Annotated in this window: 11 protein-coding genes; 7 read left to right on the top strand and 4 right to left on the bottom strand. The window is 71.5% G+C overall.

Going from position 1 to position 12906, the window contains the following annotated elements:
- The first annotated feature begins 54 nt into the window (after positions 1-54).
- The 4 genes from EDD34_RS01340 (at position 55) to EDD34_RS01355 (ending at position 3730) form a co-directional block, all read left to right on the top strand.
- Positions 55-1080 carry an ABC transporter ATP-binding protein gene (locus EDD34_RS01340; protein WP_123812976.1) on the top strand — a complete coding sequence of 342 codons (1026 nt, stop codon included), beginning with the start codon at positions 55-57 and terminating at the stop codon, positions 1078-1080.
- Entirely contained in the window at positions 1077-1829 is a 753-nt protein-coding gene (locus EDD34_RS01345; RefSeq protein WP_123812977.1) for an ABC transporter permease, read from the top strand. Before EDD34_RS01340 ends, EDD34_RS01345 begins: the two co-directional genes overlap by 4 nt.
- Before the next feature lie 134 nt (positions 1830-1963).
- Entirely contained in the window at positions 1964-2899 is a 936-nt protein-coding gene (locus EDD34_RS01350; protein ID WP_123812978.1) for a bile acid:sodium symporter family protein, read from the top strand.
- A gap of 96 nt (positions 2900-2995) precedes the next feature.
- The gene (locus tag EDD34_RS01355; RefSeq protein ID WP_123812979.1) at positions 2996-3730 is read left to right on the top strand and encodes a glutamine amidotransferase; all 735 of its coding nucleotides are present in this window, start codon (positions 2996-2998) and stop codon (positions 3728-3730) included.
- Between the two features lie 175 nt (positions 3731-3905).
- Here EDD34_RS01355 and EDD34_RS01360 read toward each other — a convergent pair whose 3' ends face one another.
- Positions 3906-5057, bottom strand: coding sequence for a 3-deoxy-7-phosphoheptulonate synthase (locus tag EDD34_RS01360; RefSeq protein ID WP_425462334.1), 1152 nt, complete (start codon positions 5055-5057; stop codon positions 3906-3908).
- Positions 5058-5526: 469 nt separating this feature from the next.
- Positions 5527-6765: an NAD(P)/FAD-dependent oxidoreductase gene (locus EDD34_RS01365; RefSeq protein ID WP_123812980.1), complete on the bottom strand. Its 1239-nt coding sequence runs from the start codon at positions 6763-6765 to the stop codon at positions 5527-5529.
- 497 nt (positions 6766-7262) lie between these two features.
- Between EDD34_RS01365 and EDD34_RS01370 the strand changes: the two genes are divergently transcribed.
- Both EDD34_RS01370 and EDD34_RS01375 read left to right on the top strand, forming a co-directional pair.
- Positions 7263-9140, top strand: coding sequence for a CRTAC1 family protein (locus tag EDD34_RS01370; protein ID WP_123812981.1), 1878 nt, complete (start codon positions 7263-7265; stop codon positions 9138-9140).
- A complete protein-coding gene (locus EDD34_RS01375) occupies positions 9137-10156 on the top strand; it encodes an enediyne biosynthesis protein UnbU (RefSeq protein WP_211341462.1) in 1020 nt (339 codons plus the stop codon). Before EDD34_RS01370 ends, EDD34_RS01375 begins: the two co-directional genes overlap by 4 nt.
- On the opposite strand, the gene EDD34_RS01380 is transcribed toward EDD34_RS01375, so the two are convergent.
- Positions 10110-10814, bottom strand: coding sequence for a thioesterase II family protein (locus EDD34_RS01380; RefSeq protein ID WP_123812982.1), 705 nt, complete (start codon positions 10812-10814; stop codon positions 10110-10112). The two genes, EDD34_RS01375 and EDD34_RS01380, sit on opposite strands and share 47 nt — an antisense overlap.
- Before the next feature lie 186 nt (positions 10815-11000).
- Between EDD34_RS01380 and EDD34_RS01385 the strand changes: the two genes are divergently transcribed.
- Positions 11001-11972: a DUF1702 family protein gene (locus EDD34_RS01385; RefSeq protein ID WP_123812983.1), complete on the top strand. Its 972-nt coding sequence runs from the start codon at positions 11001-11003 to the stop codon at positions 11970-11972.
- Between the two features lie 43 nt (positions 11973-12015).
- Here EDD34_RS01385 and EDD34_RS01390 read toward each other — a convergent pair whose 3' ends face one another.
- A complete protein-coding gene (locus EDD34_RS01390) occupies positions 12016-12879 on the bottom strand; it encodes a helix-turn-helix transcriptional regulator (protein ID WP_123812984.1) in 864 nt (287 codons plus the stop codon).
- Between the last annotated feature and the right edge of the window lie 27 nt (positions 12880-12906).

Genomic DNA, 12906 nt, shown 5'->3' on the forward strand with positions numbered 1-12906 from the left:
CAACCGCCATGATCCAGAGAGCGGTCCCCAGACTCTCCCGAGAGGAGAAGCGCCATGACAGTCACCCGTTCCGCCCCCCGGTCCGTCCCTGAGTCGGTCGCCGGCTCGCCCGTCGTCGACGTGCGGAACCTTCGCAAGACCTACCCCGTGAAGGGCGGACCTGAGAAGGTCGCCGTCGCCGACGTGTCGTTCCAGGTGCGCCGCGGCGAGATCTTCGGCATCCTCGGCCCCAACGGGGCCGGCAAGACCACCGCCGTCGAGTGCCTCGCGGGCCTCCGGCGGGCCGACGGCGGCACGGTCCGCCTGCTCGGCCGCGATCCGCAGGCGGACCCCGCCTCCGTCCGCGAGGACGTCGGGATCCAGCTCCAGGAGGCGGCGCTGCACGACCGCATCACCGTCGGCGAGGCGCTCGACGTGTTCGCCTCGTTCTACGAACGCCGCGCCGACCCGGCCGAGCTCATGGACCTGCTCGATCTCACCGAGCACCGGAACGTGCAGTTCGGCAAGCTGTCCGGCGGCCAGAAGCAGCGGCTCTCCATCGCGCTCGCGCTCGTGGGCGAACCGCAGGTGGCCATCCTCGACGAGCTCACGACCGGTCTCGACCCCGCCGCCCGCCGCGCCACCTGGGAGCTCGTGGAGCGAGTCCGTGACTCGGGGGTCACGATCCTGCTGGTCACGCACTTCATGGACGAGGCCGAACGGCTCTGCGACCGGCTCGTCGTGATCGACCGCGGTGTCGTCGTCGCCCAGGGCACGCCCACCGAGCTGACCGACGGCCTCGGCCGTGACCGCGCCGTCCGGCTCCGGTTCGCCGACGACGCCGGGCGCGGCCGTGCGCTCGACCTCCTCACCGCGCTGGCCACGCGGGACGACGACGTGACCGGTGTCGCGCCGGCCGGCGACGAGATCGAGGTGACGGGCACGCGGAAGGTGCTGTTCGCCGTCGTCCGCGAACTCGCCGCCGCCGACGTGGTGCCCGACGACGTCCGCACCGTCACCCAGACCCTGGAGGACGTCTTCGTGCACGTGACCGGCCGGGAGTACCGCGCCGACGAGACCGAGAAGGAGCACGCGGCATGAACACCGGACCCCTGCTGAGCACGGAGACGAAGGTGTGGCTGCGCGACCCGGCCGCCGTGTTCTTCGCGCTCGTGTTTCCCGCCCTGCTGCTCGTCGGGCTCGGGCTCGTGATCCCGGACTTCCGCAGCCCGATGGAGCAACCCGGCCTGCCCTGGGACTCCGCGCCCAACGTGACCGTCTGGCTGCCGACCATCCTCGCCCTCGCCGTCGCGACCATCTCCCTGACGACGATGCCCGTGCAGTTCGCCACGTTCCGCGAGAAGGGCGTGCTGCGCCGGCTGGCGACCACCCCGATGCCGCCGCGCAACCTCATCGGCGCGCACCTGGTCATCAACGTCGTGGCGCTCCTCGTGGCGGCGACGGCCGCCGTCGTCGGAGGCATGGCCGTCCTGGGGGTCCCCTTCGCGGTGGACCCGTTCGTGGTGCTGCTCTGCTTCGTGCTCGCCACCGCGGCGATGTTCTCGCTCGGTCTGCTCGTCGCGGCGCGCGCCGACCGGGGAAGTGCGGCGTCGGGCATCGGGATGCTGATCTACTTCCCCTGCCTGCTGTTCTCGGGAGTGTGGGTGCCGATCCCCGCCATGCCCGACTGGATGGCGCAGATCGCCAAGTACACGCCCATCGGCGCGGCCTCGCAGGGCATGATGGCCGGCTGGTTCGGGGACGACTTCCCGCTCACCCAGGTGCTCGTCATGGCCGCCTGGACGGTGGTGCTGTTCCCGCTCGGTGTGAAGCTGTTCCGCTGGACGTGAGAAGCCACGCCCGCCCCGGCGGACGGGCGAGGAACGAGGCCGCCGGCCACCGGTAGGGTGACCGGCGGCCTCGGCCCGCGTGCCCGACCAACGGCGGTCGCGCTCGGCGGGCCACGACGACCCGAGGGAGCGGCATGAACGTCCTGCGCAAGACAGCGGAGCTCACCGGGCGATGGTTCGCCGTGCTCGTGGTGCTCGGGGGAGTGGCCGGGCTGCTGGCGCCCGGGCCGGTGGCGCCCGTCGCCGAGCACATCCCCGTCTTCCTCGGCGTCATCATGTTCGCCATGGGGCTCACCCTGCGCGGACGGGACTTCGTGCGTGTCCTGCAGCGGCCCGGTGCCGTGGTGCTCGGCGTCGTCGCGCAGTTCCTCGTCATGCCGCTCGCCGCGTGGGCCGTGGGCGGGCTGTTCGGGCTCACCGGGATGGCGCTGCTCGGCATGATCCTCGTGGGCGCCGCGCCCGGTGGGACGGCGTCGAACGTCATCGTCCACCTCGGCAAGGGAGACACCGCGCTGTCGGTGACCATGACCGCCGTGTCCACCCTGCTCGCCCCGCTGGTCACGCCGCTCCTGATCCTGTGGCTCGCCGACGAGACCCTCGACATCGCGTTCGGCGACCTGTTCGTCTCGATCGTGCAGGTGGTCCTGGTTCCCGTGCTGGCCGGACTGGTGCTGCGAGCGGTGGCGGGCCGGACCGTGGAACGGCTGCTCCCGTACCTGCCGCTCGTCTCCGTGACGGGCATCGTGGTGGTCGTCGCGGGCATCGTGGCCGCCAACGCCGAGACCGTTCTCGGCACCGGTCTCCTGGTGGCGGGCGCCGTCGTCGTCCACAACCTCTTCGGACTGCTCCTCGGATATGCCGCGGCGAAGGCCGCGCTGCTCGATCGTCCCGCCCGCCGGGCCGTGAGTGTCGAGGTCGGCATGCAGAACTCCGGCCTGGCGGCATCTCTGGCCGCCGCCCACTTCACGCCCGCGGCGGCACTGCCGGCGGCACTGTTCTCCGTGTGGCACAACGTGTCCGGCTCGGCCCTGGCCTCGTGGTGGGCGCGGCGGCCGACGACGCGCCTGTAGTGCCGGGGACTGCCGCCCCGCCGGCGCCGGCGGGGCGCGATCTCCTGCGGAACGCCCTCGTCGGCGGCGGGCCGCCCGACCTTCTAGGCTTCCGACATGAAGCCGTTCCTGCTCCTGGCCACCCGCGCCGAGGACGAGGCCGCCGACGCCGAGTACCAGGCGTTCCTGGACTACGGCGGGCTCGCCCCCGAGCAGTTGCGCCGCGTCCGGATGGAGTCCGGGTCGCTGGGTGAGGTGGACCTCGACGACTACTCCGGGATCATCACCGGAGGGGGGCCGTTCAACTTCTCCGACCCGCCCGTGCTGAAGTCCCCGGTCCAGCGGCGCGTGGAGTCCGAGATCTTCGCCCTGCTCGACGAGGTCGTGGAGCGGGACTTCCCGTTCTTCGGCGCCTGCTACGGCGTCGGGACGCTGGGGGCGCACCGCGGCGCCGAGATCGACCGGACCTTCGGCGAGCCGCCCGGGCCCGTCGCCGTCGAACTGCAGCCCGCGGCGGCCGACGACCCGCTGCTGGCCGGGATGCCGCAGTCGTTCGCGGCGTACGTGGGCCACAAGGAGGCGGTGCGCAAGCTGTCGGACGACGCCGTCCTGCTGGCCTCCTCCGCCGGCTGCCCCGTGCAGATGTTCCGGGTGAAGCAGAACCTGTACGCCACGCAGTTCCACCCGGAACTGGACTTCCCCGGTATCAAGCTGCGCATCCAGGTGTACAGGAGCTACGGCTACTTCCCGGCCGACGAGGCCGAGGCCGTCACCGAACGGTCCCGCGCGGTCGAGGTGACGCACCCGATGCGGATCCTGCGGAACTTCGTGGACCGGTACGCGCGGGGGTGACACCGGCGTCGGCGGCATCCCTTAGGACACTCGCGCCGAACCGCAGGCTCGATTCACCCGCCGCCGAACCGCACGTTGACCCCGCCGACGGCCGTCGAACCGCAGGTTGAATCGTTCACATCGCGTGTTCGAACGGTTCAACCTGCGGTTCGACGGCCGCGGGCGTGGTGGTCGGTCAGGACGTCCGGCGTTCCCGGACGGCTTCGGCGAGGTGGTGGAGGAGCCGTTCGGTGGTGTTCCAGTCCATGCACTTGTCGGTGATGGACTGGCCGTAGGTCAAGGTGTCCAGGGGGCCGGGCTTCTGGGCGCCGGGTTGGAGGAAGGACTCGAGCATCAGTCCGGTGATCCCTTGTTCTCCGGCCGCGAGGCGGTCGGCGATCTCTGTGACGACCTCGGCCTGGCGCACGTGGTCCTTGCCCGAGTTGCCGTGGCTGGCGTCCACGACCACCCCGGCCTCGACCGCTCCGCCCAGCCCGGAGGTGCGTGCCACCCGCAACGCGTCCGCCACCTGGGCGGGCTGGTAGTTCGGTCCGCCACGGCCCCCGCGCAGGATCACGTGGCAGTCCGGGTTCCCGGCCGTCTCCACCGCCGCGGCCCGTCCGGCACCGTCCGCACCGAAGAACGTGTGTTCACTGGCCGCGGTCACGCAGCCGTCCACCGCGATCTGCACGTCTCCGTCGGTGGCGTTCTTGAACCCGACCGGCATCGACAGCCCCGAGGCGAGCTGGCGGTGCACCTGCGACTCGGCGTTGCGTGCGCCGATCGCGCCCCAGGTGACCGCGTCGGCGATGTACTGGGGACTGGTCGGCTCCAGGAACTCGCATGCCGCGGGTACTCCCGCGTCCAGCACCCCCAGCAGCACCTCCCGCGCCAGCCGCAACCCGTGGTGCACGTCGTGGGAGCCGTCCAGGTGCGGGTCGTTGATCAGGCCCTTCCATCCCACCGTGGTGCGCGGCTTCTCGAAGTACACGCGCATCACCACCACCAGCTCATCCGCCAGCTGCCGGGCCACACCCGCCAGCCGGCCCGCGTACTCGAGCGCCGCGACCGGATCATGCACGCTGCACGGCCCCACGATCGCCAGCAAGCGGTCGTCCTCACCCGTCAACACATCACGCACCTCCCGCCGCGAGGTCGCCACCAGATCCCCCCGCTCGGTCCCCAACGGCATCTCCGCCAACACATCACGCGGAGCGGGCAACGGATCGAGCGCACGAACGCGCAGGTCGGAGGTTCGCGCCTGCATCGCGGGGGACAGGGGAGCCGTCGTGCCGGACGAGGGGTCGGACGACGGGTCGAGGCCGGGCTGCGTGGTGGGCGTGCTCATCGGATCAATGCTCCTGATGGTCGGTGGTGCTCGGCTGTGCGTGGACTCTTGCTGTGTCCAGGCGGGTGCCGCCACCGCCTCGTGATCCGGAGCGGCCCGTCTGGAATGACGAAGGGCCCGGACACGGTCGGTGTCCTAGGCCCTGGTGGCTCCGGGTGGATGTGGTCAGGCGCGAGCGCGCCGGGCTCCACCAGGAGCCGACGTAAAGCGCCAATACCAACGGATGTTCACATCGACGAAGGTAGCGGCGGCACGCTCGCACGTCCAGTGCTGTTCGGTATGTGGTCGATCACGCACCGCCCTGACGTGACCGACGGCGGGCGAGCCGCTCACGCGAAGCCGCTCATCGCGGCGGCGAGCGCGTAGAGCGCGGCCAGCGCGCACACGAGGGTGACGGTTCGCCTGCCACTCGGGTTCATGGACCCGAATAGTGCCAGACGTTACGCGGTGGGCGAAAGGCCGGGAGGTCTCAGGACGCCGTGAACTTCTCCAGTTCCTCGCGCGGGACCTCACGTCCGCCGAGGATCAGCTCCTTGATCCGGTCCACCTGGTCCCAGACGTTCACGGCCATGCCCGCGAGCACCCGTCCGTCGCGGACCCAGAACGCGACGAGCTCGCGCTTCCGTGCCGACCCGGCCACGACGACGTCGTCGTACCCCTTGCCGGCCTCGACCCAGCCGAGGTACTCCATGCCCAGGTCGTACTGGTCCGAGAAGAAGAAGGGGAGGTTGTCGTACGGGGCGTTCGCGCCGAGCATCGCGCGCGCGGCATGGACCCCGCCGTCGTTGGCGGCGGCCCAGTGCTCGACCCGGATGGGGCGGCCGTAGTGCGGCGAGGGGATGCTCGCGACATCGCCCGCGGCGAAGACGTCCGGGTGGGAGGTGCGCAGCGTGCCGTCGACGGCAATGCCGCCGCCCTGCCCGGCGGGCCGCAGGTCGAGGCCCGCGACCTCCGCGAGCCCGACGTTCGGGGTCGCGCCGACGCCGATGACGACGATGTCGGCGTCGATCTCGGTCGCGTCGTCCAGCTCGACGCCGACCACGCGGGACTCCGAGCCGACCAGCCGCACCGCGGAGGTCTCACGGATCAGACGGGTGCCGTGTTCGGCATGCAGATCGGCGAACAGTTCGGCCATCTCGGGCCCGAGCACCGGGACGAGCGGCGCGGTGTTCTGTCCCACCACGGTGACGTCCAGGCCGAGCGTGCGGGCCGACGCCGCGACCTCGAGACCGATCCAGCCGTCACCGACGACCGCGACCCGGCCCGTGCCCTCGAGCGAGCAGTCGAGGATCACGCGGGCGAGGCGGTCGGCGTCGTCCAGGGTGCGGAGGTAGTGGACGCCGGACAGATCCGTGCCGGGCACGTCGAGCGGCCGGGGCGACGATCCCGTGGCGAGCAGGCACCGCGAGTAGGAAAGGTTCACGCCGTCGGCGAACGTGAGGACGTGGTCGGCGGCATCCAGCCCGACGGCGAGCGTGCCGGTGCGCACCTCGACGCCGTGCTTGTCGTACCAGTCCTCGGCCAGCGGGAACACGACGTCCCGCTCGGACTCGGCACGGAGGAAGTCCTTGCTCAGCGGCGGACGCTCGTAGGGCTGGTGGGCCTCGCCGGTCACGACGACGACGTCGCCGTCGTACCCCTCGGCGCGGAGCGTCTCGGCCGCACGAGCGCTGGCCAGACCGCCTCCGACCAGGACGATCGGTTCCATCAAGGGCCCTCCCGGGGATGCGGGGACGAATGCGTCCAGGTTCTCACGGTGCGCGCGCGAGCGCGGGCCGGGGAGGAGCCCGGACGGGCATGACGGCGATCACGCTGGAGAACCCCGCGTCCGTGAGGTACTTCCCGGTTGCGCGGCGGCCGTGTCACGGGTGCCGGCGCGCGAACCCCGGGCTCCGCGCAGCAACCTGGCAGACGCCGGTGTGATGACGGCCCGGCTACGTTCGAGGCGTACCGAACACAGACGTTCGGGGCGTATCGACCATCGCCCGCGGGACCCTGGGAGTGAACGTGACCGAAACGAACGCGACGTGTCCGATCCATCTCGACCCGGCCGGCGCCCGTAGCACCTGACCCGACAGCATCCTCCCGGCAGCTCCGGGACCGGATGGCAGCCGCGTGACCGAGGTCGTCGGCATGCCACTTCTTCCATGCCACTTCTTTCTTTGTCATGCCATTTTTTCGCGCCGATATGAATAGGTGGGAACAATGCGGAGAATAGTTTCTCCCGTCGTCGCGGTAGTCCTGGCGGTCCTCGCGTGGACCGCCGTGCCCGGGACTCCGAGCGATGCCGCCGTCGACCGGGCCGGCAGCGGTCTCGCCTTCGAGCGAGACGTGCTCCCGCCGGCGGCGTACGACCAGAAGGTCCGGCCGGTGGCGCCGGACCTGGAACCGATCCAGCCGTGGATCTCCGCGGTCGGGACCTCCGTCGCCGCGCTGGACCTGCGTAACCAGGGTCACGCGGGCGACGGCTGCACCACCGACCCCCGCGACGACACCGTGCGGGTCTTCCCGGTCCCCGGCAGCAGCGGCGAGCCCTTCGACACCTTCGAGCTCCACCCGACCGGACTGCGGTACGACGCCACGATGGCGCCCATCGGGTGCGTGCCCGCGGACGTCAACGCGGACGGCGCCACCGACGTCCTCGTCTACTACTGGGGCCGCTCACCGGTGCTGTTCCTGAACCAGCGGATCCCGGAGAGCGCCGACGAACCCCTCGTCCCGCGTGCCACCGACTTCGTCGCGACGGAGCTCGTGTCGCCGATGCAGGTGTGGAACAGCACGGCGCTGAACGTCGCGGACGTGGACGGCGACGGCGTCCTCGACGTCATGGTGGGCAACTACTTCCCCGACGGCGCTCGGGTGCTCGACCCGGAGGCGGCCGACGACCCGCGCATGCAGATGCAGCACTCGATGGGCAAGGCACGCAACGCCGGCGTCAACCGGCTCTACCTCGGCTCGGACGCCGAACCGGGCGAGGCGCCGCGCTACACCGACGTGAGCAACCGGATCCCGGACGAGTCCGCGAGGTCCTGGACGCTCGCGCTCGGCTTCCAGGACCTGACCGGCACCGGCGTCCCGGACATCTACGTCGCCAACGACTTCGGCCCCGACCAGCTTCTCGTCAACCGGTCGACACCGGGCGACGTGCGGCTCGAGTCGGTCCGTGACCGCCGCAACCTGACGGAGCGCAAGTCGAGCGTGCTCGGCCACGACTCCTTCAAGGGGATGGGCGTCGCCTACACCTACCGCGACGGCGAGGAACTCCCCGAGATCTACGTCAGCAACATCACGAGTCCGTGGGCGTTGCAGGAGTCCAACTTCGCCTTCGAGCCCGACGGCGACCCCGAGGACCTGCTGAACGGGTCGGTCCCGTACACGGACAGGTCCGGCTCCACCGGCATCGCGCACAGCGGCTGGTCCTGGGACATCAAGGCCGTCGACCTGCTCAACACCGGCCGCGACGACCTCGTCCAGGCCACCGGGTTCATCCAGGGCGAGCGCGACCTGTGGCCCCGGCTGCAGGAGATCGCCATGGGCAACGACCTCATCCTCGAGAACCCCGAGGTGTGGCTGCGGATCGAGGAGGGGGACGACCTGTCCGGGCACGAGCCCAACCGGCTCTGGCGCGACACCGGCGACTCCTGGGTCGACGTGGGCGCCGCGGTCGGCTTCACCGACCAGGACGTCTCCCGCGGCATCGCGCCGGGCGACTTCGACGCGGACGGGCTGGTCGACTTCATGGTCGCCAACCAGTGGCAGGACTCCCACGTCTACCGGAACGAGTCCGAGACCGACAACCGATGGCTCACCCTGCACGTCGTGCGCCCGACCGCCGAGGGCGCGCACACCCCCCTGATCGGGGCGACGGTGCGCGTGCACGGCGACGGGTACGAGCGGGAGGCGCAGCTCTACCCCGCCAACGGCCACTCCGGGGTGGGGGCGCCCGAGCTCCACTTCGGCATCCCGGACGAGCACGCCACGACCGACCTGAGCGCCACCGTCACCTGGGTCGAGGACGGCGAGCCGCAGACCCGCACGTTCGACCTCGTCGATGGACAGCAGACGTTGGAGGTTTCCCGATGAGCACGATCCAGGATTCCCGGGCGGCGGCACCGTCCCCCGCGGACGGTCCGGCGGGGTCCGACCCGCCGTCGCCCGCCGAGCCGGCGGCGAGCGCACCGGCCGGTCTCACCCCCGACCAGCGTCGTCGCAAGGCGCTGCTGCGGTTCGCCATCTCCATCACCGTGCTCAACCTGGTCGGTCATCTGCTGCTCGGCTTCGAGCAGCCGCCGATCGTCCCGATCCTGGCCGTCCTCGTCAGCTACGCCGCCCACCTGGGCCTGGAGGCCGTCGACGCGTGGGCGCACCAGCGCCGGCCGGAGTACGCCGGGGGGCCGCGCGAGGTCTTCTACTTCCTCCTCCCGGCGCACATCGCGGCCCTCGCCTGCGCGATGCTGCTGTTCACCAGCACCATCTGGCCCTACCTGTTCGCCGTGGTGGCGGCCGCGGCCTCCAAGTACGTGTTCCGGGTGCGGGTGCGAGGGCGGCTGCGGCACTTCCTCAACCCCTCGAACCTCGGCATCTCCGTGGTGCTGCTGACGATGCCGCTGGTCGGCTTCACCCCGCCGTACATGTTCCTGAACAACACCGACCACACGCTCGACGTGCTGATCCCGCTCGGCGTCCTCATGGCGGGGACGCTGCTGAACGGCAAGCTGACCCGCAAGATGCCGCTGATCCTCGGCTGGGTGGGCGGGTACGTCCTCCAGGCGGTGCTGAGGACGGTCTTCTTCGACGACGTGCTCCTGGCGACGCTCGGCATGATGACCGGGGTGCCGTTCGTGCTCTACATGAACTACATGATCACCGATCCGGGCACCTCGCCGGTCGACCCGCGCCGGCAGGTCCTCTTCGGAGTCTCCGTGGCGCTGGTCTACGGGGTGCTCGTCGTGGCGCAGGTGTCGTACGCGATCTTCTTCGCGCTCGTCCTGGTCTGCGCGATCCGGGGGCTGCTGCTGTTCCTCGGCGAGCGGGGGGTCCCGCTCCCCGGGCTCAGGCAGCCTTCCGGAGCGTCCGCGCCAGCACCACAGGGTTCCTGACGAGCGTTCCATGATCGCCCGCGACGAGCCCGCTCGACGAGCCCGGACCCCCCGTGTGCTCCCAGGAGGCGAGGTCGGCCGGGCCGGCGAGCGGGTCGCGGTGACCGGCCAGCGCGTGGACGGGGCACCTCAGGGTGGCCGTCCTGCGGGGCACGGACTCCGCGACCCGCGAGTCGGCTCGCCAGGCCGGCATGCAGGCCTGGCGGACCCACGGTTCGTCGAGCAGCTCGGCGGGGGCGATCCCCAGCGTGCGCAGGCGGCTCACGAAGGTCTCCTCGTCCAGGTGGGCGATCCCTCGCGGCTTCCAGCGGTCCGGGGCCGCGGAGCCGCCCACGACGAGAGCCCGGGGGGTCGTCCCGGCGGACTCGATCCGGCGCGCCATCTCGAAGGCGAGCATCCCGCCCAGGCTGTACCCGAACAGCACCAGGGACTCGGCACGCCTCGCCGCGAGCTCCGGCTCGAGCTGGGCGAAGAGGTCGTCGGCCAGGTCGCCGAACTCGGTCAGGGCGGTTTCGTCACGGCGGCCGTCCCGCCCGGGGAGCACGGGCACGTGCAGATGCCGGCCGTCGAGGTACGGCACGAGCGGCGCGTACGCGCCGACACCACCGCCCGCGTACGGGTACATGGCGAACCACGTGTCCTGGCGGATCGTGCTCATCGAGTACTCCTTCTGGATTGCGGACCACGACGTCGCACTCCTTCTGGATTGCGGACCACGACGTCGTACTTCTTCTGGATTGCTGCAGTCGCCGTGTCACTACTTCTCAGTTGCGGTGCCGGCGGGCCGCGAGGCCCGCGCGTCCGCCGTCGAAACCCGAGGACGAACCAGCGAAGGAGCCTGTCCATGGCCATCTCCCGGCACAGCATCATCCGGCTGCTCGCGGCCCCCCGGCCCGACCACACCGGCTACCGCCACCTCGGCTTCGCCGCGGGGCCGGACCCGGTACGCGAGCGCCTGGACCGCATCCCGCGGAGCGTCGTCATCGGCTTCGAGGCCGCGTGCGAGTCGGCCGACGAGGCCGAGCTCGCGCGGCGGCTCGACGTGCTGGACCCGGAGCTCCTGGGGTTCGGCTACGAGGGCGCGACCATGGCCTGGACGATCCTCGACGCCGTGACGGGCACCGACCGCACCCGGCGACTTCTCGCCGGGCCCGGGGCTCCCTACCTGCTGCTCTCCTACATCGGCATCGGGTTCGCCATGCGCAGGCTCCCGCGCCGTCTATGGCGGCGGGTGCTGCCCGCGCTGGACGACGGGCCCTTCCACCCCACGCTGTCGTGGCTCGCCGTGGACGGGTACGGGTTCGACCTCGCCTACTTCGCGCGGGCGGACCACGTGACCGCCCGGCGCCGCCCGAAGCCCTGGCCGTGGCTCGGCCATCCGGGCTACTTCGGGCGTGCGGTCGACCAGGGGATCGGGCGAGCGCTGTGGTTCGTGGAGGGGGCCGACGTCGACCGCGTGGCCGCGGCGGTCGGAACGTTCCCCGCCGACCGCAGGAGGGACCTCTGGGCGGGCGTCGGCCTGGCGTCCACCTACGCGGGTCCCCGCGCCGACGCGCCGTACGCCGACCTCCTGACCAGGGCCGGGGAGTTCGCCGGCCACGTGGGGCTGGGCGCCGTCTTCGCGGCACGTGCCCGCGTGGCGGCCGGCGTCGTGCCGGACCACACGGTGGCGGCGCTGGACGCGCTGACCGGCCTCACGGCGGCCGCGGCGGCGGAACTCGCCGACGGGTGCGCGGTCCGGGAAGATCGGGACGGTGTCCCGGCCTTCGAGCTGTGGCGCGCTGCCCTCATCGATCGCCTGCCCGGCGGACGCTGAGGCGGCCGGTGGGGCCGGGAGCGGCGCTCCCGGCCTGTCGCGCTCAGCGCCGGCCATGGTCACCGGCGATCAGGAGGGAGCCGACGCCGCTGAAGATGACGGGCGGGTCGAACTCGCACGGCGTCGACGGCTGCAGGCGGAGGGGGAGGTGCCTGGTCGCGGGATCGTCTGAGACGGTCACCTGGCACCGGTCGCGCAGGGCCTCGACGCCGTCCGAGGTGAGGAACCGGAGCAGTACCGAGACGACCCATGACCCGGCGGGAACACCCCGCAGCTCGAACACCGCACCGGTGGTCGCCCGCGTGCAGGCGACCGGCAGGCCCTGGATCACCGAGTCCTCGTAGACGGCGACGAAGACGTCCGCCGGCGCCTCCGCGACACCTTCCAGGAGCTGGACGCGCCCACGGAGGACCGTCCGCCCGGGCCCATGGACGTCGGGCGCGGCGGCGGTCAGACCGCGCAGCCTCCGCCATTCGCGGGGGGAGACGCCCACCAGCGCCGAGAACCGGGAGCTGAACGTGCCCACGCTCATGTAGCCGACCGTCGTGCTGACATCCACCACGCCGAGGTCGGACTGCAGGAGGAGCTCCTTTGCTCGCTGCATGCGCAGGGCGGCGAGGTAGCGCCGCGGCGTCGTCCCGGTGATACGGCTGAACTCGCGGGTGAAGTGGAACTTGCTGTAGAAGTTCGCGGCGGCGATGCTCGCGATGCCCTCGTCGCAGCCGAGGTCGTCGGTCATGGCCTGGACGGCTTGCCGAACGGCGTCCTCGATGGGGCTGTCGACCGTCTCGGAGCGCGACCTGGACCGCGTACCGGGGCGTGTCGGGTGGGACGGGCGTGCGGATTCGGCGAGGTCGAGCGTGCTGGGGTGGGCGGAGATGGTTGCGCTGTGGGCGGTGATGGTCATGGGGGGCTTATCTCCTCGAAGTTCGTC

Origin of the sequence: Myceligenerans xiligouense, assembly GCF_003814695.1 — a bacterium.
Taxonomy (GTDB): domain Bacteria; phylum Actinomycetota; class Actinomycetes; order Actinomycetales; family Cellulomonadaceae; genus Myceligenerans; species Myceligenerans xiligouense.

Excerpts from the sequence above, each read along its gene's own strand:
- EDD34_RS01340 (WP_123812976.1), top strand. The coding sequence starts at position 55 with ATGACAGTCACCCGTTCCGCCCCCCGGTCCGTCCCTGAGTCGGTCGCC.
- EDD34_RS01345 (WP_123812977.1), top strand. The coding sequence starts at position 1,077 with ATGAACACCGGACCCCTGCTGAGCACGGAGACGAAGGTGTGGCTGCGC.
- EDD34_RS01350 (WP_123812978.1), top strand. The coding sequence starts at position 1,964 with ATGAACGTCCTGCGCAAGACAGCGGAGCTCACCGGGCGATGGTTCGCC.
- EDD34_RS01355 (WP_123812979.1), top strand. The coding sequence starts at position 2,996 with ATGAAGCCGTTCCTGCTCCTGGCCACCCGCGCCGAGGACGAGGCCGCC.
- EDD34_RS01360 (WP_425462334.1), bottom strand. The coding sequence starts at position 5,057 with ATGAGCACGCCCACCACGCAGCCCGGCCTCGACCCGTCGTCCGACCCC.
- EDD34_RS01365 (WP_123812980.1), bottom strand. The coding sequence starts at position 6,765 with ATGGAACCGATCGTCCTGGTCGGAGGCGGTCTGGCCAGCGCTCGTGCG.
- EDD34_RS01370 (WP_123812981.1), top strand. The coding sequence starts at position 7,263 with ATGCGGAGAATAGTTTCTCCCGTCGTCGCGGTAGTCCTGGCGGTCCTC.
- EDD34_RS01375 (WP_211341462.1), top strand. The coding sequence starts at position 9,137 with ATGAGCACGATCCAGGATTCCCGGGCGGCGGCACCGTCCCCCGCGGAC.
- EDD34_RS01380 (WP_123812982.1), bottom strand. The coding sequence starts at position 10,814 with ATGAGCACGATCCGCCAGGACACGTGGTTCGCCATGTACCCGTACGCG.
- EDD34_RS01385 (WP_123812983.1), top strand. The coding sequence starts at position 11,001 with ATGGCCATCTCCCGGCACAGCATCATCCGGCTGCTCGCGGCCCCCCGG.
- EDD34_RS01390 (WP_123812984.1), bottom strand. The coding sequence starts at position 12,879 with ATGACCATCACCGCCCACAGCGCAACCATCTCCGCCCACCCCAGCACG.